Origin of the sequence: Pseudonocardia petroleophila, from assembly GCF_014235185.1 — a bacterium.
Lineage (GTDB): Bacteria > Actinomycetota > Actinomycetes > Mycobacteriales > Pseudonocardiaceae > Pseudonocardia > Pseudonocardia petroleophila.
On the sequence record NZ_CP060131.1, the window covers coordinates 1,849,746 to 1,875,372 of the forward strand.

The following is a 25,627-nucleotide window of genomic DNA, read 5'->3' on the forward strand; positions in this document are numbered from 1 at the left end:
CCGCCGCGTCGCGCGCCGCCCCGCTCGCGCGCCGCCCCGGCGCGCCCCCCACGCGTGGCAGTGGGGTGGCTCCACTCCAACGAGGTTGGAGCAGAGCCACCCCACTGCGATCCGCGGAGCGGGGGCGCGGGGTCAGAGGGCCTTCGCCGGGACCGCGCGGCCCACCAGGAGGCCGCCCGTGCCGCCCGCGGCCGACGGGTCGAGGTCGACGCGGACGGTGTCGCCCTCGCGGACCTCCCCCGACAGCAGCTCCTTGGCGAGCTGGTCGCCGATCGAGCTCTGCACAAGCCGCCGCAGCGGCCTTGCCCCGTAGACGGGGTCGAACCCGTTCATCGCGAGCCACTCGCGCCCGGCGTCGGACACCTCGAGGGTGAGCCGGCGCTTGGCGAGCCGGGTGCGCAGTACGTCGAGCTGGATGTCGACGATGTGCGTCAGCTCCTCGGTGGACAGCGCGTGGAAGACCACGACGTCGTCGAGCCGGTTGAGGAACTCCGGCTTGAAGTGCCGCTGCACCGCGTCCATGACGAACGCGCGGCGCTGGGTGTCGTCGAGGTCCTGGTTGGCGCCCGAGCCGAGGTTCGACGTCAGCACCAGGATCGTGTTGCGGAAGTCGACCGTGCGGCCCTGGCCGTCGGTGAGCCGGCCGTCGTCGAGCACCTGCAGCAGCGTGTCGAAGACGTCCTGGTGGGCCTTCTCGACCTCGTCGAACAGCACCACGGTGTACGGGCGGCGCCGCACCGCCTCGGTGAGCTGCCCGCCCTGGTCGTAGCCGACGTAGCCGGGAGGGGCGCCGACGAGCCGGGCCACCGAGTGCTTCTCGGAGTACTCGCTCATGTCGATGCGCACCATCGCGCGCTCGTCGTCGAACAGGAACCCGGCGAGCGCCTTGGCCAGCTCGGTCTTGCCGACGCCGGTGGGCCCGAGGAACAGGAACGAGCCGGTCGGCCGGTTCTCGTCGGCGATGCCCGCGCGGGCGCGGCGCACCGCGTCGGACACGGCGCGCACGGCCTCGGTCTGCCCGACGACCCGCTTGCCGAGCTCCTCCTCCATGCGCAGCAGCTTGGCGGTCTCGCCCTCCAGCATGCGGCCGGCGGGGATGCCGGTCCACGCGCTGACGACGTCGGCGACGTCGTCGGGCCCGACCTCCTCCTTGAGCATGAGGTCGGCCCCCGTGGACACCGGCGCCGCAGCCAGCTTCTTCTCCAGCTCCGGGATCCGGCCGTAGCGCAGCTCGGCGGCGCGCCCGAGGTCGCCGTCGCGCTCGGCGCGCTCGGACTCCCCGCGCAGCGACTCCAGCTGCTCCTTGAGCTCGCGGACGTCCTCGATGGCGCCCCGCTCGTTCTGCCAGCGGGCCGTCAGGGCCGAGAGCTCCTCCTTCTTCTCCGCCAGCTCGGCGCGCAGGCCGGCCAGCCGGTCGACCGACGCGGCGTCGGACTCCTTGGCCAGCGCCATCTCCTCGATCTCCAGCCGACGCACCGACCGCTCGACGGTGTCGATCTCCACCGGTCGCGAGTCGATCTCCATGCGCAGCCGCGACGCCGCCTCGTCGACGAGGTCGATCGCCTTGTCGGGCAGGAAGCGGGCGGTGATGTAGCGGTCGGACAGCGTGGCGGCGGCGACGAGCGCGGCGTCGGTGATCCGCACGCCGTGGTGGACCTCGTAGCGCTCCTTGAGCCCGCGCAGGATGCCGACGGCGTCCTCGACGGACGGCTCGCCCACGTAGACCTGCTGGAAGCGGCGCTCCAGGGCCGGGTCCTTCTCGATGCGCTGGCGGTACTCGTCGAGCGTGGTGGCGCCGACGAGCCGCAGCTCCCCGCGGGCCAGCATCGGCTTGATCATGTTGCCGGCGTCCATCGAGCCCTCGGCGTTGCCCGCGCCGACGATGGTGTGCAGCTCGTCGATGAACGTGACGACCTCGCCCGCGGAGTCGGTGATCTCCTTGAGCACGGCCTTGAGCCGCTCCTCGAACTCGCCGCGGTACTTCGCGCCCGCGACCATCGAGCCGAGGTCGAGCGAGACGACGCGCTTGCCGCGCAGCGACTCCGGCACGTCACCGGCGACGATCCGCTGCGCCAGCCCCTCGACGATCGCGGTCTTGCCGACGCCGGGCTCGCCGATCAGCACCGGGTTGTTCTTGGTGCGCCGCGACAGCACCTGCACGACCCGGCGGATCTCGGTGTCGCGCCCGATCACCGGGTCCAGCTCGCCGGAGCGGGCGCGCTCGGTGAGGTCGACGCCGTACTTCTCCAGCGCCTGGTAGGTGCCCTCCGGGTCGGGGCTGCTGACCCGCGCGGAGCCGCGGACCTTGCTGAACGCCTCGCGCAGCGCGTCGGGGGTGGCGCCGTGGCGCCCGAGCAGCTGCGCCACCGGGCTCCCGGTCGAGGCGAGCCCGACGAGCAGGTGCTCGGTGGAGACGTACTCGTCGCCCATCTCGGTGGCCAGCTGCTGGGCCGCGGTGATCGCGGCGAGCGCGTCGCGGCTGAGCTGCGGGGCGCTGACCGTCGAGCCCGACGCCGAGGGCAGCCGGTTGCCCAGCGTCGTCAGCTCCGAGCGGACGGCGGCGGGGTCGGCGCCCGCCGCGGTGAGCAGGGGCGCGGCGATGCCGTCGCCCTGCGCGAGCAGCGCACCGAGCAGGTGGGTGGGGCCGACGTCGGGGTTGCCGGCGAGGGCCGCGGCCTGCACCGCGGCGGAGATGGCCTGCTGGGCCTTGGTGGTGGGGTTGAACGAGTCCATCCGCTCGGGTCCTCCTGCGAGTCGCCAGGGCACCTATCGTGCCCGTCGACTGTCCCAACGTCAGGAAAGTTGAGTGTGTTCCGCTCAAGGCGAGAGGAGTTCGCGCGCCTCCCGCCACATCCGGGTGACGACCTCACCCGCCGGCTCCGCGGTGGCGAGCGCCGCGGACTGACCCGCCCAGTGGTTGGAGCGGTCGAGACCGGCCGGCTCCCCGCGCCGCACGCGCGCGACCAGCGCGCGCTGCTGCGGGTAGGGGGCGGGGAGCGGGGCGTCGGGGGCGGCCCAGGCCGTGACGTACGGCGTCGGGGCGGCGCGGGCCAGGCGACCGGTGTAGGCCCGGGTCGTGCGGGTGGCCTCGGGCGCGAGCCCCGTGAGCGACGCCGCCCACTCCGGCGCGATCGCCGCCTCCGGGGTGCGCAGCAGCGCCGTGCCGACCTGCACCGCGCTCGCCCCCAGCGCGATCGCGGCGGCCGCGCCCCGGCCGTCGGCGATCCCGCCCGCGGCGATCACCGGGACGTCCAGGCCGTCCGCCAGGCGCGGGACCAGCGCGAACAGCCCGACCGTCGTGGACTCGGCGGCGGCCGGGTCGAACGTCCCGCGGTGCCCACCCGCCTCCATCCCCTGCGCCACGACGGCGTCGGCCCCCGCCTCCTGCGCGGCCAGCGCCTCGTCGAGGGTGGTGGCGCAGGCGAACCAGGCGACGCCGGCCTCGTGCAGCCGCGCGACGTACCCCGCGTCGAACACCCCCATGATCGACGAGACGGCGGTCGGCCGGGCCGCGAGCACCGCGTCGCACTGCTCGGCGAAGACCGGCGCGGCGGGTCCGGGCCCGCCGGGGGTGCCGAAGCGGCCGAGGAACGCCGACGCGGCGGCGACGCGCGCGGGATCGTCGACCGGCTCGTCGGGGATCCACAGGTTGAGCTGCAGCGCCCCCGACGAGCCCGCGCGGAACTCCGCCGTCCACTCCGCGATCCGCTCCGGGCCGTCGAGCACCACTCCCGCGGCGCCCATCCCGCCCGCCTCCGCGACGGCGACGGCGAGCGCGGGCGGGCACGCCCCGGCCATCGGGGCGGACAGGATCGGCACCCGCAGGCCGAACCGCTCGCAGAACCGGGCCACGCGCGTCGGGGTCATGGAGGAGTCCTATCACCGGGAGGGCCCGCGGGTGCCGTGGCCATACTGGGGACGTGCCCGACGACGCCCTCCTCGCCAGCCTGCTCGCGGCGGTCGACGCCACCCCCGACGACGTGCCGCTGCGGCTGCACGTCGCCGACCTGCTCGCCTCCCGCGACCGGCTCCCCGACGCGCTGGCGCAGGTCACGCAGGCGCTGTCGCGCGCGCCGGGCGACCCGCAGGCCGTCGCGATGCTGCAGCGGCTGACCGCGGCGATCGCGCGCCCGGTCGAGCCCGAGCCGTTCGACTGGCAGCGGGCGGAGCAGGAGATCGGGCCGATCGCGGAGCCGGAGTTCGCCCAGGAGTACCGCCCCGACGCGGTCACCGAGGACGTCGAGCGGCCCTCGCTGCGCCTCGCCGACGTCGGCGGGATGGAGGACGTCAAGGCGCGGCTGGAGCTCACGCTGCTCGGCCCGATGCGCAACCCCGAGCTGGCGCGGGCGTTCGGCACGGGCACCGGGGGCGGCCTGCTGCTCTACGGCCCGCCCGGCTGCGGCAAGACGTTCGTGGCGCGGGCCGTCGCGGGCGAGCTGGGGGCGTCGTTCTACGAGGTCGGCGTCTCCGACGTGCTCGACATGTACACCGGGTCCAGCGAGCGCAACCTCACCCAGGTCTTCGAGGCCGCGCGCCGCAACGCGCCGTGCGTCCTGTTCTTCGACGAGGTCGACGCGCTCGGCCAGAAGCGCTCGCACCTGACGCACTCCTCGAGCATGCGCAACACCGTCAACACGCTGCTCGCGGAGATGGACGCCGGCCGCAACGAGGGCGTGTTCGTGCTCGGCGCCACCAACCACCCGTGGGACGTCGACAGCGCGCTGCGCCGCCCCGGGCGCTTCGACCGGATGCTGCTGGTCCTCCCGCCGGACCCGCCCGCCCGGGCCGCGATCCTGCGCCACCACCTGCGCGACCGGCCGGTCAGCGGCATCGACCTCGACCGCCTGACCCGCTCCACCGAGCACTTCTCCGGCGCCGACCTCGCCCACCTGTGCACCACGGCCGTCGAGCGTGCGCTGGCCGACTCGGTGCGCCTCGGCACCGTCCGGCCGGTCGGGATGGCCGACTTCGACGTCGCCCTGCGCGAGGTGCGCCCGAGCACCGGGCCGTGGTTCGCCACCGCCCGCAACGTCGTCGCGTTCGCCAACTCCGACGGGAGCTACGACGACCTGGCCGCCTACCTCAAGCGGAACCGGAAGCTGTGAGCGGCGCCGCGTCCCGGGTCGCGCAGCTCCGGACGCTCCGCCGCCTCGACGAGGCCGAGCGGATCGCGCGGGAGGCGCTCGCCGCCGACCCGCAGGACGCGGCCCTGCTCACCGAGCTCGCCGCCGTCCTGCTCTCGGCGGAGCGCAACGCCGACGGGCTCGCCGTCGCCGACGCCGCCGCGGCCGCCGCGCCGCAGGACGAGCGCGTGCACCGCATCCGCGGGGTGCTGCTGGCCCGGCTGGGCCGCCATCCCGAGGCACTGCAGGCCGGGTACACCTCGGTGAGCCTCGCGCCGGAGGAGCCGTTCGCCGCGCTCGGCTACGCCACCGTCCTGCAGCTGGCCGGACGGCTCGACGACGCCCAGCAGGTCGCGCTGCGGGCCGTCGCGCTCGCCCCCGCCGAACCCGCCGCGCACCTGCGGCTGGCCGACATCGCCGCGCAGCGCCGCGACACCGCCACCGCCCGCCGCGCCTACGCCGAGACGCTGCGGCTCGACCCCGACAACGCCGCCGCCCGCCACGACCTCGCCGTGCTCGACCTGCACTCCCACCGCCCCGGCGACGCCCTGCGCGGGCTGGTGGAGGCGGGCACGATGGACCCGACGCAGCCGCTGGTGCTGCGCAACATCGCCGCCGTGGTGTGGCGGCTGGCGTGGCTGCTGCGGATCGTGCTGGTCGTGGCCGTGTTCGTGGTGGTCGGGGTGGGGGCCGGGGACGGCGGGACGCCGACGGGCGCGGTCCGGGTCGCCGGCGCGCTGGTGCTCGCAGTCGTCGCGCTCCTGACCTGGCGCACGGTCCGCGACCTGCCGCCCAGCACCCGCCCCGCCGCGCTCGCCGCGGTGCGGGCCGACCGCCCGCTCGCGTTCACCTGCGTCGCACTCGTGCTGTGCGTGGGGCTGTTCGCACTGGTGGCGGTGACCGGCGTCGCCGCCGGCGCGATGCTGGTGTGGGGGGTGCTGGCGCTGCTCGCCGTGGTCGCGGTGGCCGTCGGGCTCGCCCGGCGCCACCGGAAGAGCTGATCAGGGGCTGTTCTTCGCCCCGAAGTAGTCGCCGCCCTTGCGGGCCGGGTCGTCGGTGCCCCACGCCCGGCGCAGCGGGACGCGCTGCATCTGCGGGATGTGCTTGCGGCAGTGCACGTAGGCCTCCTCCACGTGCACCACGACCCAGCGCTCCGCCTGGCGTCCGCGGGTCGGGTCGTGCGGCACGTCCGGGTGCACCGCGTGGAACCGCTCCGCGGCGACGATCTGCGCGGTGCCGTTGACGTGCAGGCCGATCCGGTCCTGCTCGAAGTCGAGCATCAGCAGCCCGACGTGGGCGTTCTCCGAGATGTTGCCCAGGCTCGCGTGCACCCCGTTGCCGCGGTACTCCGGGTAGGCGAGCGTGCGGTCGTCGAGGACGGTGAGGAACCCGGGCGGGCCGGACCGCAGTGAGGCGTCGCACTCGCCGCCGGCGTCGGACGTCGCGACGAAGACCATCTCCATGCGTCGGACGAAGGCGACCATCGCGGGGAGTAGCCGGTTCCTTACCTGTTCGGAGTAGAACGTCTCGGCCCGGTCCTCAGTGCCGTAGGCGCACTGGAGAGCGTGCTCGCCGTCGGATCCGGGCCGCTCCGGGGCGTCGACCGGCGCCGTGACCTCGGTGGGCGCCGTGGACGGGCGTCGGGCGAGTGCGGGGTTTCGCGGCGTCACCCCCCCACCGTGCCACCCGCGACCCCGTCCGGTCACGTGAGGCGGATGTCGCCGGGTGGCGTCACCCCCCTGCTCGTGCTTTAGGCTGACCCCCCTAGCACCCCGCGTCACCGCTCCCCGACGCAGGCCCACCACGAGCAGAGGAAGCCGGCCGTCCATGACCGCTGAACAGTTGCTCACCGCCGATCTCCCCACGGTCGGTGAGTCCCGCAGCGAGGCGACCGGGGCCGTCGAGATCATCCGGTCGAGCTGGGCCGTCGTGGAGCCGCAGACGGAGAACGTGGGCCGGCACTTCTACGCCACCCTGTTCAGCCGCGCCCCCGAGACGCGCGACCTGTTCCCGGTCAACATGGAGGTGCAGCGCAGCCGCCTGCTCCGGGCGCTCGTGCACGTCGTCCAGATGGTCGACCAGCCCGACGATCTGGTGCCGTTCCTCGAGCAGCTCGGCCGCGACCACCGCAAGTTCGGCGTGCTCGCCGAGCACTACGACGCCGTGGGCGTCGCGCTCCTGTCGGCCGTCGGCGAGTACGCGGGCGCCGCCTGGACCCCCGAGGTGGAGAAGGTCTGGCACGACGCCTACACCGTCGTCGCGAAAGCCATGCGCACCGCGGCGCAGGCCGAGCGCGGGCCCGCGTCGTGGCTGGGCCGGGTCGTCGGCCACCGGCGCGTGGGCTGGGACCTCGCCGTCATCACCGTGCAGACCAGCGAGCCGATCCCCTACCGCGCCGGCCAGTACCTCAGCGTCGAGACCCCGCAGCGCCCGCGGCTGTGGCGCTACCTCTCCCCGGCCAACGCCCCCCGCCCCGACGGCACGCTGGAGTTCCACGTCCGCGCCGTCAACAGCGGCTGGGTCAGCCGCGCGATCGTCGCCCACTCCCGCGTCGGCGACACCTGGCGCATCGGCCCCCCGATGGGCCGCATGAGCATCGACAAGGAGTCCGACCGCGACCTGCTGATGATCGCGGGCGGCACCGGGATGGCCCCGCTCAAGGCACTGCTGGAGGACCTGGCGGCGCAGCCGAAGCGGCCGCGCACGCAGGTCTTCGTCGGCGGGCGGTCCTGGGAGGACCTCTACGACTTCGGCGCCCTGCGCAAGCTGTCGTACTCCAACAACTGGCTCGACGTGATCCCCGTGGTGGAGTCCGACGAGGACGAGACGGGCGCCGAGCACGGCACGCTCGCCGACGTCGTCACCCGCTACGGCGCCTGGGCCGACCACGACGTGCTGGTCTGCGGCTCGCCGTCGATGATCCGGGCCACGGTCTCGCGGATGCTGGTGGCGGGCACCCCGCTCGACCGCATCCGCTACGACCCGTTCACGATGGACTGACCGAGCCGCTACGTCCGGGGCTTCGGACGCCACACCACGAGGGCCTGGTTGCGCTCCACCGGCACGAGATCGCGCCGGTAGGAGGCGTGCACGTTCGCCGTGGCCTGGTCGGTTGCGGCCCGGGCGGACAGCACCTCCTGGGCCAGCTCCTCCAGCCGGGTGCGCAGCTCGTCGACGAGCTGCTCGAGCTCGATGATCCGCTTGATCCCCGCGAGGTTGACGCCCTCCTCCTGGGACAGGCGCTGGACCTCGCGGAGCAGGGCGATGTCGCGCGCCGAGTAGCGCCGCCCGCCGCCCGGCGACCGGCCGGGGCTCACGAGCCCCAGCCGGTCGTAGCTGCGCAGCGTCTGGGCGTGCAGCCCGGCCAGCTCCGCGGCCACCGAGATCACGAACACGGGGCTGTCCGGCGTGGTGCCCGGCGGCAGCCCCGGGAAGCTCACGTCGCACCCCGGAGCAGGTCGGCCCGGGGGTCGAAGCCCTTCGTGGCCTCGGCGTAGGACTGCAGGGCCTCGGTGGCGGCCTCGTCGTGCGACTTCGGCACGGCCACCTCGACGGTGACGAGCAGGTCGCCCTTCGACGTCTTGCGCTCCACCCCGCGCCCCTTGACCCGGAACGTGCGGCCCGACGTGGTGCCCGCCGGGATGCGCAGCGAGACCGTGGACTCCAGCGTCGGCACCGTCAGCGTGCTCCCCAGCGCGAGCTCGGGGTACGTGACGGGCACGGTGAGCGTGAGGTCGTCGGCGTTGCGGGTGGAGCGACCGAACAGCCGGTGCGGCGTGACGTGCACCGTGACGTAGAGGTCGCCCGCCGGAGCACCGCCCCGGCCGGGTTCGCCCTGGCCCTTCAACCGCACCTTGTTGCCGTCGTCGACGCCCGCGGGGACGCGGACGGTGAGCTGGCGGGTGCGGGTGCTCACGCCGTCGCCGCCGCACTCGGGGCACGGGTCGTCGATCAGCCGGCCGGTGCCGCGGCAGTCGCGGCACGGCTCGGAGAACGCGAACGCGCCCTGGCTGCGGCTGACCAGGCCCACCCCGTCACAGGTGGGGCACTGGCGCGGCGTGCTGCCCGGCTTCGCCCCGGTACCGCCGCAGCGGTCGCAGCGGCCCGGTGAGGACAGCCGGATCGGGACGTCGGCGCCGCGGACGGCCTGCACGAAGTCGATGCGCAGCTCCGTCTCGACGTCGGCGCCGCGGCGGGCCCCCGAGGGGGCGCCACCGCGGCGGCCGCCGCCCTGGTTCGCGAAGATGTCGCCGAAGATGTCGCCGAGACCACCGGCCCCGGCGCCGCCGCGCTGCGCCTGCCCGAAGATGTCGCCGAGGTCGAAGCCCTGGGCCCCGCCCCCGCCTCCCGGGAAGCCGCCGCCGCCGAAGCCGCCGGGGATGCGGCCCCCGGCGAACAGCGCGCGCGTCTCGTCGTACTCCTTGCGCTTCTTGTCGTCCGACAGCACCCCGTAGGCCTCGGAGACGGTCTTGAACCGGGCCTCGGCCTTCGGGTCACCGGGGTTGGCGTCCGGGTGCAGCTCGCGGGCGAGCTTGCGGTACGCCTTCTTGATCTCCTCGCCGGTGGCCTCGGAGGAGACGCCCAGCTCACGGTAGAAGTCCTTCTCGATCCAGTCGCGCTGGGTCATGTCGCCTCGCTCCTCTCGCTACTGCTCGGGGCTCTCGACCAGGTCGGGAGCGGACGGGTCGACGGCCTGGTCGACGACCGTGACCATCGCCGGCCGCAGGACGCGGTCGGCGATGCGGTAGCCGCGGCGCAGCACCGACGACACGACCGCGACCGACGGCCCGGCCACGTCGCCGCTCTCGTGCTGGACGGCCTCGTGCAGCGACGGGTCGAACAGGTCGCCGTCGGCCGCGAACGGCTCCAGGCCCTGCTTCTGCGCCACCGCGACGATCTTGTCGGCGACGGACTTGAACGGGCCCGTGAGATCGCCGTGCGCGGCGGCCCGGTCGATGTCGTCGAGGGTCGTGAGCAGCTCGGAGACGAACTGCACCCGCGCCCCCACCAGCACCGACTCCCGGTCGCGGTCGACGCGGCGCCGGTAGTTGGCGTACTCCGCGCTGACCCGCTGCAGGTCGGCGGTGCGCTCGGCCACCTCGGCGGTGAGTTCCTCGACACGGGGGTCGAGGCCGGTCTCGCTCACGGGAACGTCCTCCTCCGCTGGTGCCGGGGCGTCCCCGGCCGAGGGCTCCTCGGCCGGGGTCCGCACCTCACCGGTCACCGGGTCGACCCGGCGCCGGTCCCGGACCACGACCGGCTCACCTTCGGTGTTGCGGTCGTGGTCGGTCACGTCCGGTCCTTCTCCTCGTCGACGATCTCGGCGTCGACGACGTCGTCGTCGGCCTGGGCCTGCGCACCGTCGGCGCCGGGGGCGTCACCGGTGGGGGCGGCCCCCTCCTGCTGGGCGTAGAGCGCCGCACCGAGCTTCTGCGACTCGGTGGCGAGCTTCTCCGACGCGGCCTTGATCGCGGCGGAGTCGGTGCCCTTGAGGGCCTCCTGGGTCTCCGTGATCGCGGCCTGCACGCCGTCCTTGACGTCGGACGGGAGCTTCTCGTCGTTCTCCTTGACGAACTTCTCCGTCTGGTAGACGAGCGACTCCGCCTGGTTGCGGACCTCGGCGTCCTCGCGGCGCTTCTTGTCCTCCTCGGCGTGCTGCTCGGCCTCGCGCATCATCCGGTCGATCTCGTCCTTGCCCAGCGCCGAGCCGCCCGTGATCGTCATGTCCTGGGTCTTGCCCGTGCCCTGGTCCTTCGCCGAGACCTTGACGATGCCGTTGGCGTCGATGTCGAAGGAGACCTCGATCTGCGGCACGCCGCGCGGCGCGGGCGGCAGCCCGGTCAGCTCGAACATGCCGAGCTTCTTGTTGTAGGCCGCGATCTCGCGCTCGCCCTGGAACACCTGGATCTGCACGGACGGCTGGTTGTCGTCGGCCGTCGTGAAGATCTCCGACCGCTTGGTGGGGATCGTGGTGTTGCGCTCGATGAGCTTGGTCATCACGCCGCCCTTGGTCTCGATGCCCAGGGACAGCGGGGTGACGTCGAGCAGCAGGACGTCCTTGACGTCGCCCTTGAGCACGCCGGCCTGCAGCGCCGCGCCGAGCGCGACGACCTCGTCCGGGTTGACGCCCTTGTTGGGCTCCTTGCCGCCGGTGAGCTCCTTGACGAGCGTGGTGACGGCGGGCATGCGGGTGGAGCCGCCGACGAGGACGACGTGGTCGATCTGGCCGACGGAGATGCCGGCGTCCTTCACGACCTGGTTGAACGGGTTGCGGGTGCGGTCGAGCAGGTCGGCGGTGATCTTCTCGAACTCCGAGCGCGACAGCGTCTCGTCGAGGAAGAGCGGGTTCTTGTCCGCGTCGACCGTGATGTAGGGCAGGTTGATCGTGGCCGTGTTCTGGCTCGACAGCTCGATCTTGGCCTTCTCGGCGGCCTCGCGGAGGCGCTGCCCCGCCATCTTGTCCTTGGTCAGGTCGATGCCCTGGCTGCTCTTGAACTTGTCGACGAGCCAGGTGATGATCCGCTCGTCCCAGTCGTCGCCGCCGAGGTGGTTGTCGCCGTTGGTGGCCTTGACCTCCACGACGCCCTCGCCGATCTCCAGCAGGGACACGTCGAACGTGCCGCCACCGAGGTCGAACACCAGGATCGTCTGGTCCTTGTCGCCCTTGTCGAGGCCGTAGGCCAGCGCGGCGGCGGTGGGCTCGTTGACCACGCGCAGCACCTTGAGGCCCGCGATCTCGCCGGCCTCCTTGGTGGCCTGGCGCTGGGCGTCCTCGAAGTACGCGGGGACGGTGATCACCGCTTCGGTGATGTCCTCGCCCAGGTAGGACTCGGCGTCGCGCTTGAGCTTCTGCAGCACGCGCGCGCTGATCTCCTGCGCGGAGTAGGTCTTGCCGTCGATGTCGCCGGTCTTCCAGTCGCTGCCGATGTGGCGCTTGACCGAGCGGATCGTCCGGTCGACGTTCGTCACGGCCTGGTTCTTCGCCGACTGGCCGACGAGCACCTCGCCGTTGCGGGCGAAGGCGACCACGGAGGGCGTGGTGCGCGCACCCTCCGAGTTCGCGATGACCGTCGGCTCGCCGCCTTCCAGGACGGCGACGACGGAGTTGGTGGTCCCGAGGTCGATCCCGACCGCACGAGCCATGGTGTTGCCCCTCTTCCTCTGCCTTGCGTTGGTCCGGCTCAAGTCTGCCACGACCTGTCCACTCGGGTTGAGTGGGTCTGGCTCAACTTGCTCGAACCGTCCAACGGCGGAGCGGGCGCGGTTGTTCCGGCTCCCCGGAGCGCCCCGGGAGGTGTGGCCCAGCTCTCCTACAGCGGAGCGGCGGGGCGGGGCTCGACCCGGCCCTCGGTCGCCCGCGGGAGCGGGTCGTCGACCGGGGCGAGGACGCGGTGGGCGGCCGGGTCCGCGACGGGCTCGTCCCGGGCGTCGCGGTACTCCAGCTCGCCGTCGGGGCCGAGGTCGGCGTGGTAGCCGGCGGCGGCGAGCTGCTCCTCGTCGAGGTCGACGAGCAGCTCCCAGCGGCTGGGGACCACGCGGTAGTCCGGCCAGGGGAGGTCGCCGTAGGCGTCGTGCAGGTCGGCGAGCAGGCCGACGAACACCTGCTGCCAGCGCAGCGGCATCGACTGCGCGAGCGAGCGCGGCACGACGAGGTGGTCCTCGGTGGCGCCGCGGGCGGGTCGGTCGAGGTAGTCGGCCACCGGAGTGGTGGACGCCGGGGTGGACGGTTCGGTGGGCATCACAACTCCTGGTCCGTGCGCGTGCCCCACCACTGTCCCAGAAGCGCCGTCACGCCCGGTTGGGGGCGGTTCCCGGGCGCGTGGCGAGGGGGACGAGCTCCTCGTAGTCCCACGGCACGGGCCGCACGCGGACGAACTCGCCGGTGTACGGGGCCTCGACCATCTGGTCGTCGCCGATGTACATGGCGACGTGGTGGATGGTCCGGGGGTCGTTGCGGTCGGTGGCGTAGAACAGCAGGTCACCGGGCTGCATCTCGCGGACGGGGAGGTGCCCGCCCGCGTTGTACTGGTCGCGCGACACCCGCGGCAGCGTGATCCCGGCCTCGCGGAACGCGGCGACGAGCAGCCCCGAGCAGTCCCAGCGGTCGGGGCCGTTGCCGCCCCAGAGGTACGGCGAGCCGACCTCGCCCAGCGCGAACGCGATCGCGGTGCCGGCCACGCCGTCGGCGAGCACGGCCGTGGGCTGGCAGCCGATCGGGTCGGCGACGTCGGCCAGCCCCTGGACCAGCTCCGCGGCCAGGTTCTCCCACTTGGCGTAGGCGTTGGGGAACGCGGAGCGCTGCACGGTCTGGGCGGCGACGGTGACCGGCATCGTGTCCCAGCCCGGCACCTCCAGCAGCCGCTCGATGAAGATCGTGGTGCTGTAGACGGGGTCGGTGACCTGCGCCGGGCTGCCCCAGCCCTGCGACGGGCGCTGCTGGAACAGCCCGAGGGAGTCGCGGTCGCCGTAGTTGATGTTGCGCAGCGTCGACTCCTGCATCGCCGTGGCCAGGGCCACCAGCCAGGCCCGCGGCGGGGCGCCCATCCCCCGGGCGACCCCGATGATCGTGGCGGCGTTGGTGCGCTGCTCCTCGGACAGGGTGGCCGCGGTGGTGCCGCCCGCACCGCCCGCGAGGTCGATCCCGCCGCGCAGCCCGGCGTCGCAGGAGCCGGAGGAGGTGCTGGACCGGGCCCCGCCCCCGTTGACGGTGAACGCGATCAGGCTGACGACGAGCACCAGCCCGAGTGCGACGAACACCGCGATCGCGGGGACGAGCAGCCGCATCGGCCGCAGCAGGCGCACGTCAGGCCGCCCGGTCGTAGCCGGAGACGCGCCAGTCCCCGTTCTCGGTGCGGACGACGAGCACGAGCAGGGTCAGGGCGTCGGTGGGGACCTCCACGTCGACGGAGCTGGTGGCGACCCGCACCGCCCGCGCCGGCCCGGTGACGACGGTGGCCGGCACCGCGCCCGGGTCGACCGTGGCCAGCACACCGAGGTACTCCTCCGTGGTGAACGGGCGCAGGCCCTCGATCCACCGGTCGGCAGGCGTGCCGTCGGGCGGCCGGATCCAGGCGGCCGACCAGCTGGCGGCGGCCTGCAGCGCCGCCGCGGGCGCGCTGGAGACGGGCAGGGTGGTGGGGGCGAGCTCGGAGACCGGCGGCAGCGCGGTGGGCACGGGCGAGCTCGGAGCCCGCGTGGCCCGCGTGCCGCCCGTCGTCGACGTGGTGCCCGTGGCCGTGACGCCGCCCGGGGCGGCGGGGTCGGGCGGGTTCACCGCGCCCAGCGCGGTGCTGACGCCCAGCACGACGGCCAGCACGGCCACCGCCGTGACGGCGAGCCGAGCCGGGGAGCGCAGCGGCCACTGCCAGACCGCCCGGTAGGCCGCAGCGCGGCCGCGCGGGGACCTAATCGGCACGGCCGCCGCCGGTCCGGTCGTAGACGGGGCCGGTGTAGCCGCGCGTCGGCGGGCGGTAGATGCGGTAGACGGGCACGCCGTCGACGATCTCGGCCTGCACCGGGCGGGCGGCGCCCGGGCGCATCGGGGTGGAGTCGGGCCTGCGGTAGATCGTGCGGTCGTCGACCTCGCCGGGCTCCGACCAGCGCGGGGTCGCCCCCGTGCCGCCGACCCCGCCGCCGCCCGACGGCAGCGCCGGGCGCCGCGCCCCGGGCACGAGCGTGGGCGTCGAGGGGATCTCGATCTCGGTGCGGGGCCGCCCGACGCGCTCCGCGGTGGCGCGCACCCGCATCGGCGCCTCGGCCTCGGGCCGGCTGCCCCCGCCGACGGTGGCCCCGGCCGCTGCGCCGCGGCGCTCGTCCCACCAGCGCGACTGCCGGTCGTCCTCCGGCCCGCCGCGCATCCGCTGCCAGACCCGCGACATCGGCCCGGAGCCGGCGCCGGGCACGATCCCGCCGAACTGCTCCCGGGTGAGCGAGACCATCGACACCAGCCGCCGGAACGGCCGCGCGACGGCCCACAGCACCACCGTGACGACGCCGGTGACGAGCAGCGCCAGCCACAGGTCGATGCCCGCCCCGGGCCGGAACAGCGAGACCACCAGCAGCGCGTGCAGCCCGGCGAGCGCACCCACGACGAGCGTGTTGACGATCGCCGCCCCGCCGACGCGCAGCAGCGCGGGCAGGATGTCGGGCTTGAGCACCGCGACGACCGCGATCGCCGGGGCCGTCATCACCATCAGCCGCAGCAGCAGCATCGCGACGAGCACGAGCACCTTGGACAGCAGCTGGAACAGCGCGATGCAGATCGCCTGCACGACGGCGAGGATCCCGGCGCCGGTGCGGCTGCCCGCCTCCCCGGTGAAGTACGGGTACCGGTCGCCCATCTGCTCGCCGATCGCGGCGAAGTCGGCCTTCTTCTGCTCGGCCAGCTCCAGGGTGTCGCGGCCCTCGGCGATCTCGGCCTTGGTGAACGTCTGCGCGCGCAGCAGGTCGCGGCCGAGCTCCTGGGCCTGCGGCACGTCGGGCGCGCCGAACTCGCCGCGCAACCAGTTCTGGTAGATCACGTTGTCGACCAGCACGGTGGGCAGCGTGTCGCGGTTGCCCAGCCCGACCTGGTCGAGGAACCCCTCCTGCATCGAGGTGACGCCGTCGAGCAGCAGGCCGTCGGCGGCCTTGGCCCAGTCGATCGGGGTGAGGTAGGCCGCCGACCCGATGACGAGCGCGGCCACGGCGAACGCCCCGCGGCGGGCCTGCTGCGCGAGGTCCCCGCGCAGCGCCAGCACCAGCAGGATCACGGCGAGGATCGCGAGCACGGGCCCGATGAACGTGGAGAACACCGCGTCGTACATGGCGGTGGTGCCCGCGGTGATGAGGTCGTCGAGCGGGGAGAGCAGCTCGCCGCCGTCGGCGATCAGGTAGTGCGACCAGTTGACGCCGCCGACGGTGAACTTCGCGACGTTGAACGCCTGGTTGCCCAGCCACGTGTCGGTGGTGCTGGCCGGGTTGAACACCGCGGAGCCCGCGCAGCCGAGGTCGTAGTTGTGCCAGAGCAGCCCGGCGTAGCCGACCTCGTCGTAGACGCTGCCCGGCTCCCCGACGCCGTACACCGGGGGGTCGAGCGAGCCGACGAGCCCGGTGCCGGGGCGGTCGGGCTCCGGGGACTCCTTGCAGTCGAACGGCTGCGCCATCGCCGGGGTGCCGATCAGGACCGAGCCGCCGACGAGCGCGGTGACCACCAGCAGGGCCGCGCGCCGCGAGCGCGGGGCGCCCTCGCGCCTGCGCCGTCGATGGGCCGCGACCAGCAGGGCGGCCAGGATCACCAACCCCACCGGCAGCAGGCCTGCCGGTGCCCCCATCACCTCACGGCCTCCCCGGCCGAGCGCGCCCGGTCGTGGCCGTTGCCGTGGGCGTGCGGCGCCCGGTCGTGCCCGGCGGGGCTGCCGTCGAGGTCGTCGACCAGGTCGAGCTCCTCGTCGTCGAGCAGCTCGGCGCCCGCGGGGAGGACGGGCGGGACGTGCGGGGCGAAGTCGTCGAGGACGTCGTCGTCGGCGAACACGTCGTCGAGCTCGTCGTCGGAGCGGGAGTCGTCGATCTCGGCGGGCAGGCCGTCGTAGCGCATCGTGACCGGTCGCGGCGGGGCGGGCTCGTCGGGCGCGCGCACCGCGGCGGGTGCCGCCGCGGCGGCCACCGGGACCCCGCTCGCGGAGACGCGGCTGGCGTCGGGGTTCGTGTCGAGGGCGGCGCGCACGTGCTCCAGGTGCGGGCCCTCGAGGTCGATCCGGATCTTCTCGACGCCGCCGTGGCCGTCGGCGAAGACGAACTGGCGCGGGGTGTCGTCGGGTCGGTCGTCGTGGCGCGGGCGCGGCGAGAGCGTGCCGAGCATCTGCTCGTAGCCGACGCCGGTGGGCACCTTGAGCAGGCGCAGCGCCTCGTCCTGGGCCTCGCCGTCGTCGGTGCGCCCGACGAACACGGCGTTGACCAGCGACGCGAAGCCCGACACCCGCAGCAGGTCGCCCGCGAGCTGCGAGGCGAACAGCGCGCGGACGTTGAACTTGCGGGAGTCGCGGGCGAGCCGGTCGATGAGCACCTTGCCGGTGGGCACCTGCGACAGGAAGTGCGTCTCGTCGAGCGCGACGCCCTTGCGCAGGTTGCGGTCGGCCTCGTAGATGGTGCGCTGGGTGAGCCAGGACGCGAGGTTGAGCAGCTCGACGGCCAGGGACTCCCCGTCGGTCCACTCCTCGCGCGGGCTGCCCGGCCGCGGCAGCGTCATGCCCTGCATCGTCAGGACCGTGAGCCGGTAGTCGCGCTCGTCCTGCCACGGGTCGTCGCGGCTGGTGTCGGGGAACAGCAGCGCGGCCTGGGGCAGCTCGCGGCGCTCCTCGAGGAAGTCGGCGACGACCCCGGCGTGCTCCTCGCCGTCGCGGGCGTGGCGGCGCAGGGCGTCGATGACGAGCCCGGGGTGGCGGTCGTTGGCCCCGCCGACCTCGCGCACCGCGCGCAGCAGCACGATGCGGGTGTGCGGCATCCGGGAGATGTCGTAGGGCAGCAGGCCGGTGAGGACGTCGAGCACGAGGCGCCTGCGGGTGGCCGCGGCCAGCGACCGCTCGCGGCGCCACGCGCGCTCCGGGTCCTCCTCGTCGGCGAAGTGGTCCTGGCGCGGCTCGGCGACGACGCGGTAGGGGTTGAGGATGCCCGGGTCGGCGCGCAGCAGGTTGATGTGCCGGGAGAAGGGGGCGAGCTCGGGCAGCCGCGTCAGCTCGGCGAGCGGGCCCGACGGGTCGAGCACGGTCCAGCGCGCCCCGGAGCGCAGCGTCTTGTAGACGATCAGACCGGTGAGGAACGACTTGCCCGACCCCAGCCCGCCGACGACGGCGGTGAGGCCGGACGCCCGCCGCACCTCCTGCGCGAGCCACGGGTCCCAGGCCACGGGCCGCCGGGTGGCGGTGCAGGTCTCGCCGATCATGATGCCGCGCCGGTCGCCGACCGAGGCCGTGGCCGCGGGGACGGCGGCGGCCGCCCAGGTGACCGAGCCCCGGCGCCGGTAGGCGGTGGACGCCAGCGGCTCGCCCGGGATGAACTCGCGTGCGTACTTGTACTGCGCCTCCGGGTGCTCCATCTGCACCTTGGGCCGGTAGACGTCGAGCACCTGCTGCGCGCGGCTGACGGCCTCGGCCTCGTCCTTGCCGGACACCGCGACCCGCCACCAGCCGTAGAGGCGGGTGTTGAGCTGGGTCAGCCCGGTGGTCAGCTCGTCCTCGACCTCCAGCACCCGGTCGGCCTGGCGGGCCAGCGACATCGGGGGGTCGAGGTCGTGGTCGTGGGTGTAGTGCCGGATCTGGCTGCGGACCTTGCCCATCTGGCGCTGCAGCTCGCCTGCGACCTCCTCCGGACGCCGGACGTAGATCCGCGCCGACCACTCCACCGGGAACGGGAGGCGGTCGCTGTGCTGCATCCACGGGTCGTCGATCTCGGGGATCCGCAGCCCCTCCATCAGCCCGACGGAGAGCACGGCGACGTTGCGCTGCACCGTCTGCGACCGGATCCGCCCGATCACCTTGACGGTCGGCGCGTACGGCTCCTGGTACATGTCGACGCCGTCGGTGAAGCCCGCGAGGTCCTCGGTCTCCCAGCGCGACACCCCGCCCGGCACGACCGACAGCGTCCGCGGCGCGGGCAGGCCGAGCGCGCAGGAGCGCTGCATGAGCCAGGCGACGTCGTCGGGGCGGGCGGGCACGGCGTCGAGTCCGCTGCCCGCGACCAGCTCGTCGATGTGGGTGACCTCGGAGTCGAGCGCGGCCAGCTCGGCCCGCACCGCGGCCGGCGCGATCCGCTCCAGCACCGGGGCGGCGGCGTCGACCCAGCGGTCGAGCATCCCGCGACCGGAGACCTCGATGCCGAGGAAGACCTCCTTGTCGCTCATGCTCAGGCCCATCAGGTGGCGCTGCTCGCCCTCGAGGAACCCGTCCCAGCCCAGTGCGCCCGCGACGTCGGGCATGCGGCCGAGCGCGTTGTTGTCGAACGACTCCGCCCACATGTGCACCGGGTACGGGCGGGTGGTGACGCGCAGGTGCAGCCACCGGCCCTGCAGCTCGCCGAGCTGCGCGGCGATCTGGCGGATCAGCACCTCGCGCTGGGAGTCGCTGCGGAAGCTCCACGCCTGCGCGGCGAGTCGGTACCAGGCCATCACCTGGGTGCCGGTGCGCGTCAGGTGGCCGTCGATTGAGCGCAGCGCGATCTCGGGGGTGTAGGTCGGCAGCCCGGACTCCCCGGCCAGGGACCGCCCCCGGCGGCGGCGCGGCTTCTCCTCGGCCGCGGCGCCCCGGTCACGCCGTGCCACGCCGACGCCCCTTCCTCCGTCGGGCGGGTGCGGCGGACGGGCCGGTGCGGACGTGCCCGGAGCGCACCGCGCCCCCGGCCGTCGCCGTGCTGGCGCGCGGCCCGCGCACCTCGTGGCCGAAGAGGGCGACGACCTGGCCCAGCGGGCGCTCGTCGTCGATGCGCTGCCCGAGGAACCGGGTGACCACGACGGTGATCACCAGCGCCCAGGCGACGGAGAAGAAGTCGAGCCCGATCCCCAGGCGCCGCTGGACGAACATCACGAGGATCATCGCGAGCAGGCCGACGCCGTAGGAGACGTAGCGGGCGCGCCAGGGGAAGGTGGCGCGCGGCGGCCCGAGCCAGACCGAGTCGACCCGGTACACCTCGTCATCGGTGCGGACGAGCACGCCCGTCACCCGGTGAGGAGGCTGGCCAGGAAGCTGCCGATCTGCGGTCCGTTCCCGGACACGGCGATGCCCAGCGCCACCAGACCGATGATCAGGCCGACGCTCCGGCGGGCGACGCCGGCGTTGTCGCCGCGGCCGCCGATCCACAGCAGGATGACGGCGATCCCCAGGAGGACCAGAGGAACGACGTTCTCCTGGATCCAGGTCTGCAGTCCCCCGGTGCCCACTCCGCCCTGCGCGAGCGCGAACAGTTCTGGATCGATCACGGCGACTCCTCCCGTTCGTGGGGCGTGCACGTCCCAGTGCGGGCAGGCGGCACCGTCCGGCACAGCCCGGCACCGAGTGAAACACGAGTCACCGGACAATCCTAGGGTGCACGCCCGGTTACGGCCCGTCCGGGCGCGGCTGTTCGCAGGCGCACACACGGATCTCACGGCGGGCGACCGGGCCCGCGGTCGTCACCCGCCGTTCGGCGGTACCCCCGGGTGCGCCACGTCCGGTGCGTGTCGGCGCGTCCGATCCGGCCGGCGGGCCGGTCGTGCGAGCCTTCTCACCCGTGCCGCCCCCGCGGTGACTGTTACCGGCGGGTAAGTTCATGCGCGGTCCGGACCCCGTCGGAGCAGGTGACGGCGGGTTAGTCTGCTGCGCAACGGCCCGCGATCCACCACTCGCGGACCAGTTCTGGGAGGAACACCCGTGGTTGTGAGACTGATCATCGGCTTGGCGATGACCGTGATCGCGTTGGCGGTCTCGGGCCGTCGGGCGCTGTGGATCTACAAGCTGATCTCGTCGGGTCAGCCGGCGAACGACCGGACCGACGGGTTGAACCAGCGGATCCGGGCGCAGTTCGTCGAGGTGTTCGGGCAGCGCAAGCTGTTGAAGTGGTCGGTGCCGGGTCTGGCGCACCTGTTCACCTTCTACGCCTTCGTCATCCTGATCACGGTCTACCTCGAGGCCTACGGCGCGCTGTTCGTGCCGGACTTCGCGATCCCGCTGATCGGGACCTGGCCGGTGCTGGGGTTCCTGCAGGACACGATCGCGGTGCTGGCGCTGATCTCGCTGGGCGTGTTCTCGGTGATCCGGGTGCGCAACGCCCCGGAGCGCAAGGCGCGGGAGTCGCGGTTCTACGGCAGCCACACCGGCGGTGCGTGGCTGATCCTGTTCATGATCTTCAACGTGCTGTGGACGCTGTTCCTCTACCGGGCCGCGGCCTCGGCGCTGGGCTACCTGCCCTACGAGAGCGGTGCGTGGGCGTCGATCGGGCTGGGGCAGCTGTTCACGGGCCTGTCCGAGCCGGTGCTGGAGGTCGTCGAGAGCGTCGGTCTGCTGCTGCACATCGGCGTGATGCTGGTCTTCACGGTGATCATCGCCTACAGCAAGCACCTGCACATCTTCACCGCGCCGATCAACGTCTCGGCCAAGCGGTTCCCGAAGGCGCTGGGCCCGCTGCCGGCGATGGAGTCCAACGGCAAGAAGATCGACTTCGAGGACCCGGGCGAGGACGACGTCTTCGGCCGCGGCCGGATCGAGGACTTCACCTGGAAGGGCATGCTGGACTTCGCGACCTGCACCGAGTGCGGTCGCTGCCAGTCCCAGTGCCCGGCGTGGAACACCGGCAAGCCGCTGTCGCCGAAGCTGCTGATCATGGACCTGCGCGACCACATGAACGCGAAGGCGCCGTACATGATCGGTGGCCGGGACATGCCCGAGGAGGGCTCGATCGACTGGGCCGCGGGCCTGGACGCCCACCCCGGGCACGGCGTGCCGGAGTCGGGGTTCGAGCGGGTCCGCGGGTCCGGGCCGGAGCAGGCGCTGCGCCCGCTGGTCGGCACCGCGGAGCAGGGCGGGGTCATCGACCCGGACGTGCTGTGGGCGTGCACGACCTGCGGGGCGTGCGTGGAGCAGTGCCCGGTCGACATCGAGCACGTCGACCACATCGTCGACATGCGCCGCAACCAGGTGCTGATCGAGTCGGAGTTCCCCTCCGAGCTGGGCACGCTGTTCAAGAACCTGGAGAACAAGGGCAACCCCTGGGGGCAGAACGCCAAGGAGCGCCTGGACTGGACGAAGAAGCTCGGGTTCACCGTCAACGTGTTCGACGGGGAGCTGGCCCCGGAGACGGAGTACCTGTTCTGGATCGGGTGTGCCGGGGCGTTCGACGACGGCGCGAAGAAGACCGTGCAGGCCACCGCGGAGCTGCTGCACCGGGCCGGGGTGACCTACACCGTGCTGGGGCCGGAGGAGACCTGCACCGGTGACCCGGCGCGGCGCTCGGGCAACGAGTTCCTGTTCCAGATGCTGGCCCAGCAGAACGTCGAGGTCCTCAACGCGGTGTTCGAGGGCCGTGAGGCGGGCACCCGCAAGATCGTCACCACGTGTCCGCACTGCCTCAACACCCTGGGCCGGGAGTACCCGCAGCTCGACGGGCACTACGAGGTCATCCACCACACCCAGCTGCTCAACAAGCTCGTCCGCGAGGGCAAGCTCGTGCCGGTCGCCGCCCCGGCCGAGGACGCGCTCGCGCCGGTGACCTACCACGACCCGTGCTACCTGGGCCGGCACAACGAGGTCTACGAGGAGCCGCGCGAGCTCGTCGGCGCGGTCGCCACGCTGACCGAGATGCCGCGTCACGCCGACCGCTCCATGTGCTGCGGCGCCGGTGGTGCGCAGATGTGGATGGAGGAGCGGATCGGGCAGCGGGTCAACGTCAACCGCACCGAGGAGGCCATCGCCACCCTGTCCGGCGCGGCGACGCCGAGCGAGGCGACGCTGAACGCGGCGGGCGCGAACGGGACGGGCCCGGTCGCCGGGTCCGACGGCGCGGCCGCGGGCGGCACCATCGCGGTGGGCTGCCCGTTCTGCAAGACGATGCTGTCCGACGGCCTCACCCAGAAGCAGGGCGAGGGCTCCGGCGAGGGCATGCAGGTCCAGGACGTCTCGCAGATGCTGCTCACCGCGGTCAAGCGAGGCGACGCCTCGTCCAACGGCCACTCCACCGACGGCTCCACGCCGGCGGAGGAGAAGGAGCCCGCGGCGGGCGACTCGCAGAGCTGACGATCCCCGCGGACGCCGCCGGCCGTCACCCGGCCGGCGGCGCTCCGCAGGGGGCGAAGCCGGTGACGACGTAGCTCTGGCCGGTCGGCTCGCGGCCCACCGTGAGCACCCCGAGCTGCGGGCCGGCGACGCCGTCGTCCCAGGTCAGCTCGCAGGCGTCGACGACGAGGCCGTCACCCTGCTCCTGGGTCGGGGCCTCGGCGTCGGCGTAGGAGTTCCGGTCGGTGATCCCGGCGGTCACGGTCTGCACCGCCGCGACGCAGTCGGGGGCCCGCACGGACGCGGTGAACGCGGTGCGGGCGGCCTCGGCGAGCAGGTTGTCGCACACCGCGCCGGGGGCCTCGGGGCGGTCGCCGTAGGCCAGCCGGTTGAGCAGCACCGGGAGCAGCCGCGCCGGGGCCGGGACGCCCTGCAGGCCCTTGCTCTCCTGCTGCGTCCGGGCCTGCGCCTCCGCGGCCTCCTGGGCGTCCTGCGCGCTGACGAACGCGTACGCCCCTCCGCTGACGACGCACAGCACCGCCCCCACCGCGGCGAGCCGCCACCGCGGCAGCCGCAGCACCCCCGCGACGAGCACGCCGATGCTCGCGGCCAGCACCCAGGCCCACGGCGTGGTCGACAGCATCAGCCCGGCGACGACGACGAGCCCGCCGAGCGGCCACACCCAGCGCCCGAGCAGCCGGTCGACCCGCAGCAGGGCCAGCAGCACCAGCACCGCGACCCCGGCCAGCCACGGCCACGGCGACCACCCGGAGAACGGCGTCAGCAGGACCGCCGTGGCCCCGACGCCCAGCGCCGCCGTGCCGTGGGGGGTGCGGGTGAGCCGCTTCCACAGGAGCTCGCCGCGCGACGGCGGGGGCGGCGGCGGGACGTCGCCGGTCCACGGGGCGGGCGGAGGGGAGGGGTTCCACGGGACGGGTGGTCCCCCGGGTGCGCGCGGCTCGTCCATCGCCCACCGACCCTACGGACGCGCGGCGTCTACAACCAGCCGTGGTCGCGGGCGCGTTCGACCGCCTCCGAGCGGTTGCCCGCCCCGAGCTTGTGCATCGCCGACGACAGGTAGTTGCGCACCGTCCCCGGCGAGAGGTGCACGCGCTCGGCGATGTCGGCGGCGGTGCCGGAGGGGTCGACGTGCCGCAGGACGTCGAGCTCGCGGTCGGTGAGCGGACAGTCCTCCGTCATCAGCGCGGTCATCGCGAGGTCCGGGTCGACGTAGCGGCCGCCGCGGTGCACGCGGCGGATGACGTCGGCGAGGACCGTGGCCGGGGCGCTCTTGGTGACGAACCCCGCCGCGCCCGCGGCGAGCGCCCGGCGCAGCACCCCGGGCCGGGCGTGCCGGGTGAGGATGATGCAGCGGGTGCCGGGCTCGTTCGCCGCGACCCACTGCGCCACCTCGGCCCCGTCGCGGCCGGGCATCTCGACGTCGAGCACGGCGACGTCGGGGCGGTGGTCCCGGATCGCGACGACGGCCTCGTCACCGGTGCCCGCCTCCCCGACGATCTCCAGGTCGGACTCCAGCCCGAGCAGCGCCCCGACCGCGCCGCGCGTCAGCGACTCGTCGTCGGCCAGCACGACGCGGATCGCGCTCATCGGGCCCCCACGGGGACCGAGGCGTCGAGCCGGAACGTGCCCTCGGGGGTGAGCCCGGCGTCGAGGCGGCCCGCGTGCTCGGTGAGGTGGCGCTCCAGGGCGGCGAGCCCCGTGCCGGGGTCGGTCTCGGCGGCCGGCAGCGCCCCGTCGTTGACGACGACGAGCCGCGCGTCGCCGTCGACCACGTCGATCTCGATCGTGCACCGGCTGGGCTCCGCGTGGCGCAGCACGTTGGTCATCGCCTCTCTCAGCACCCGGCCCAGCACGGTGCGGGCGGTCGGTCCGACGGTCTCGGGGTCGCCGCGGACGACGAGCGCGATGCCGGAGGAGTCGAGCACGGCGCGGGCGCCGACGAGCTCGGTGACCAGGTCGATCGAGCGGGTGTCGCGGACCAGGGCCCGCACCTCCGTCAGCGACTCCCTGGCCACCCGCTGCACCTCCACCATCTCCGCGCGGGCCCGCTCGTGGTCGGGGTGGCGTGCGGCCAGCTCGCTCTTGAACGCGACGACCTCGAGCGCGTGCCCGAGGATGTCGTGCAGGTCGTCGGCCAGGCGCAGCCGCTCGCGGGCCGTCGCGAGCTCGGCGGCGGTGCGCCGTGCCCCGTCGATGTCGATGACCGCCTTGAGCCACCACAGCCGCTCGACGTCGAGGATCCACATGCCGCCGACGTAGGTGACCGCGACGGCCACCGTGATGCCGCGGAAGGCCTGCGAGGCGGGATCCGTCGGGTAGATCAGGCCGGTCACGTACCAGCCGAGGACGCCGGTGAGGGCGGTGGCCGCCACCACCCAGACGACGGTGGCCCGGGCCCGGAGGCCGCCGACGACGTCGCCGAGCAGCACGCCGCCCAGCAGCGCCCACGTGAAGCCGAGCGCGCCGCTGCCCATCCCGACGACGGTGACGGCGAGCCCGACCACCGACGCGGAGATCGTGAACCACGGTGCGGCCGGCCGGCCGAGCGACCGCATGAGCTCGCGGATGCGCCACAGGTGCAGCCCGAACCCGACGACGTAGAGCACGACCATGATCGCGGCGAACCCGGGCCGCAGGCCGCCGAGGAACAGCGGGATCGGCACCAGCAGCAGGTAGAGCAGGGTGCTGACCAGGCCGATGCGCCCGAACCGGCGGGCCGTGCGCACACGGCGCTCCTCGAACCCGGGCGGCGAGCTGTCCACGCGGCCA

General features: G+C 73.9%; 21 protein-coding genes. 4 read left to right on the plus strand and 17 right to left on the minus strand.

The window, feature by feature from the left end:
- Positions 1-132 precede the first annotated feature (132 nt).
- On the minus strand, positions 133-2,733 hold the full coding sequence (gene clpB, locus H6H00_RS09355) for an ATP-dependent chaperone ClpB (protein ID WP_185720906.1): 2,601 nt from the start codon (positions 2,731-2,733) through the stop codon (positions 133-135).
- An 84-nt stretch (positions 2,734-2,817) separates the two neighbouring features.
- On the minus strand, positions 2,818-3,867 hold the full coding sequence (locus tag H6H00_RS09360) for an NAD(P)H-dependent flavin oxidoreductase (RefSeq protein WP_185720907.1): 1,050 nt from the start codon (positions 3,865-3,867) through the stop codon (positions 2,818-2,820).
- A 53-nt stretch (positions 3,868-3,920) separates the two neighbouring features.
- Here H6H00_RS09360 and H6H00_RS09365 point away from each other — a divergent pair, with 53 nt between their 5' ends.
- Together H6H00_RS09365 and H6H00_RS09370 are read left to right on the plus strand one after the other, a co-directional pair.
- On the plus strand, positions 3,921-5,105 hold the full coding sequence (locus H6H00_RS09365; RefSeq protein ID WP_185720908.1) for an ATP-binding protein: 1,185 nt from the start codon (positions 3,921-3,923) through the stop codon (positions 5,103-5,105).
- Positions 5,102-6,124 (plus strand): tetratricopeptide repeat protein, encoded by a 1,023-nt coding sequence (locus H6H00_RS09370; protein ID WP_185720909.1) that lies wholly within the window; start codon positions 5,102-5,104, stop codon positions 6,122-6,124. Before H6H00_RS09365 ends, H6H00_RS09370 begins: the two co-directional genes overlap by 4 nt.
- Here H6H00_RS09370 and H6H00_RS09375 read toward each other — a convergent pair whose 3' ends face one another.
- Positions 6,125-6,793: a pyridoxamine 5'-phosphate oxidase family protein gene (locus H6H00_RS09375; RefSeq protein ID WP_255425659.1), complete on the minus strand. Its 669-nt coding sequence runs from the start codon at positions 6,791-6,793 to the stop codon at positions 6,125-6,127. It lies immediately after the preceding gene.
- Between the two features lie 157 nt (positions 6,794-6,950).
- Between H6H00_RS09375 and H6H00_RS09380 the strand changes: the two genes are divergently transcribed.
- Positions 6,951-8,123 carry a globin domain-containing protein gene (locus tag H6H00_RS09380; protein ID WP_185720910.1) on the plus strand — a complete coding sequence of 391 codons (1,173 nt, stop codon included), beginning with the start codon at positions 6,951-6,953 and terminating at the stop codon, positions 8,121-8,123.
- Between the two features lie 8 nt (positions 8,124-8,131).
- Here the strand turns inward: H6H00_RS09380 and H6H00_RS09385 are convergent, their stop codons facing one another.
- From H6H00_RS09385 to H6H00_RS09435, 11 genes are all read right to left on the minus strand, one after another.
- Entirely contained in the window at positions 8,132-8,563 is a 432-nt protein-coding gene (locus H6H00_RS09385; protein WP_304633085.1) for a heat shock protein transcriptional repressor HspR, read from the minus strand.
- Positions 8,560-9,750 (minus strand): molecular chaperone DnaJ, encoded by a 1,191-nt coding sequence (gene dnaJ / locus H6H00_RS09390; protein WP_185720911.1) that lies wholly within the window; start codon positions 9,748-9,750, stop codon positions 8,560-8,562. Before dnaJ ends, H6H00_RS09385 begins: the two co-directional genes overlap by 4 nt.
- Before the next feature lie 18 nt (positions 9,751-9,768).
- Positions 9,769-10,416: a nucleotide exchange factor GrpE gene (gene grpE, locus H6H00_RS09395; protein WP_185720912.1), complete on the minus strand. Its 648-nt coding sequence runs from the start codon at positions 10,414-10,416 to the stop codon at positions 9,769-9,771.
- Positions 10,413-12,266, minus strand: a complete 1,854-nt coding sequence (dnaK, locus tag H6H00_RS09400; protein WP_185720913.1) for a molecular chaperone DnaK — start codon at positions 12,264-12,266, stop codon at positions 10,413-10,415. The genes grpE and dnaK overlap by 4 nt, the downstream gene beginning before the upstream one ends.
- A gap of 167 nt (positions 12,267-12,433) precedes the next feature.
- The gene (locus H6H00_RS09405) at positions 12,434-12,862 is read right to left on the minus strand and encodes a hypothetical protein (RefSeq protein WP_185720914.1); all 429 of its coding nucleotides are present in this window, start codon (positions 12,860-12,862) and stop codon (positions 12,434-12,436) included.
- 49 nt (positions 12,863-12,911) lie between these two features.
- The gene (locus tag H6H00_RS09410; RefSeq protein ID WP_255425660.1) at positions 12,912-13,925 is read right to left on the minus strand and encodes a C40 family peptidase; all 1,014 of its coding nucleotides are present in this window, start codon (positions 13,923-13,925) and stop codon (positions 12,912-12,914) included.
- Between the two features lies 1 nt (position 13,926).
- Positions 13,927-14,538 (minus strand): hypothetical protein, encoded by a 612-nt coding sequence (locus H6H00_RS09415; RefSeq protein ID WP_185720915.1) that lies wholly within the window; start codon positions 14,536-14,538, stop codon positions 13,927-13,929.
- Positions 14,528-16,435: a hypothetical protein gene (locus H6H00_RS09420; protein ID WP_185720916.1), complete on the minus strand. Its 1,908-nt coding sequence runs from the start codon at positions 16,433-16,435 to the stop codon at positions 14,528-14,530. Before H6H00_RS09420 ends, H6H00_RS09415 begins: the two co-directional genes overlap by 11 nt.
- Positions 16,435-19,416, minus strand: coding sequence for an ATP-binding protein (locus H6H00_RS09425; RefSeq protein ID WP_185720917.1), 2,982 nt, complete (start codon positions 19,414-19,416; stop codon positions 16,435-16,437). The genes H6H00_RS09420 and H6H00_RS09425 overlap by 1 nt, the downstream gene beginning before the upstream one ends.
- Positions 19,403-19,804, minus strand: a complete 402-nt coding sequence (locus tag H6H00_RS09430; protein WP_185720918.1) for a hypothetical protein — start codon at positions 19,802-19,804, stop codon at positions 19,403-19,405. The genes H6H00_RS09425 and H6H00_RS09430 overlap by 14 nt, the downstream gene beginning before the upstream one ends.
- Positions 19,805-19,809: 5 nt before the next feature.
- Positions 19,810-20,070: a hypothetical protein gene (locus H6H00_RS09435; protein ID WP_185720919.1), complete on the minus strand. Its 261-nt coding sequence runs from the start codon at positions 20,068-20,070 to the stop codon at positions 19,810-19,812.
- Between the two features lie 430 nt (positions 20,071-20,500).
- Between H6H00_RS09435 and H6H00_RS09440 the strand changes: the two genes are divergently transcribed.
- On the plus strand, positions 20,501-22,858 hold the full coding sequence (locus tag H6H00_RS09440; RefSeq protein ID WP_185720920.1) for a (Fe-S)-binding protein: 2,358 nt from the start codon (positions 20,501-20,503) through the stop codon (positions 22,856-22,858).
- 25 nt (positions 22,859-22,883) lie between these two features.
- On the opposite strand, the gene H6H00_RS09445 is transcribed toward H6H00_RS09440, so the two are convergent.
- From H6H00_RS09445 to H6H00_RS09455, 3 genes are read right to left on the minus strand one after another with little or no spacing between them, the layout of a single operon-like run.
- Entirely contained in the window at positions 22,884-23,804 is a 921-nt protein-coding gene (locus H6H00_RS09445) for a hypothetical protein (RefSeq protein ID WP_185720921.1), read from the minus strand.
- Between the two features lie 29 nt (positions 23,805-23,833).
- Positions 23,834-24,445 (minus strand): response regulator transcription factor, encoded by a 612-nt coding sequence (locus H6H00_RS09450; protein ID WP_185720922.1) that lies wholly within the window; start codon positions 24,443-24,445, stop codon positions 23,834-23,836.
- Complete coding sequence (locus H6H00_RS09455) at positions 24,442-25,620, minus strand: histidine kinase (RefSeq protein WP_185720923.1); 1,179 nt, start codon at positions 25,618-25,620, stop codon at positions 24,442-24,444. The genes H6H00_RS09450 and H6H00_RS09455 overlap by 4 nt, the downstream gene beginning before the upstream one ends.
- Positions 25,621-25,627 lie beyond the last annotated feature (7 nt).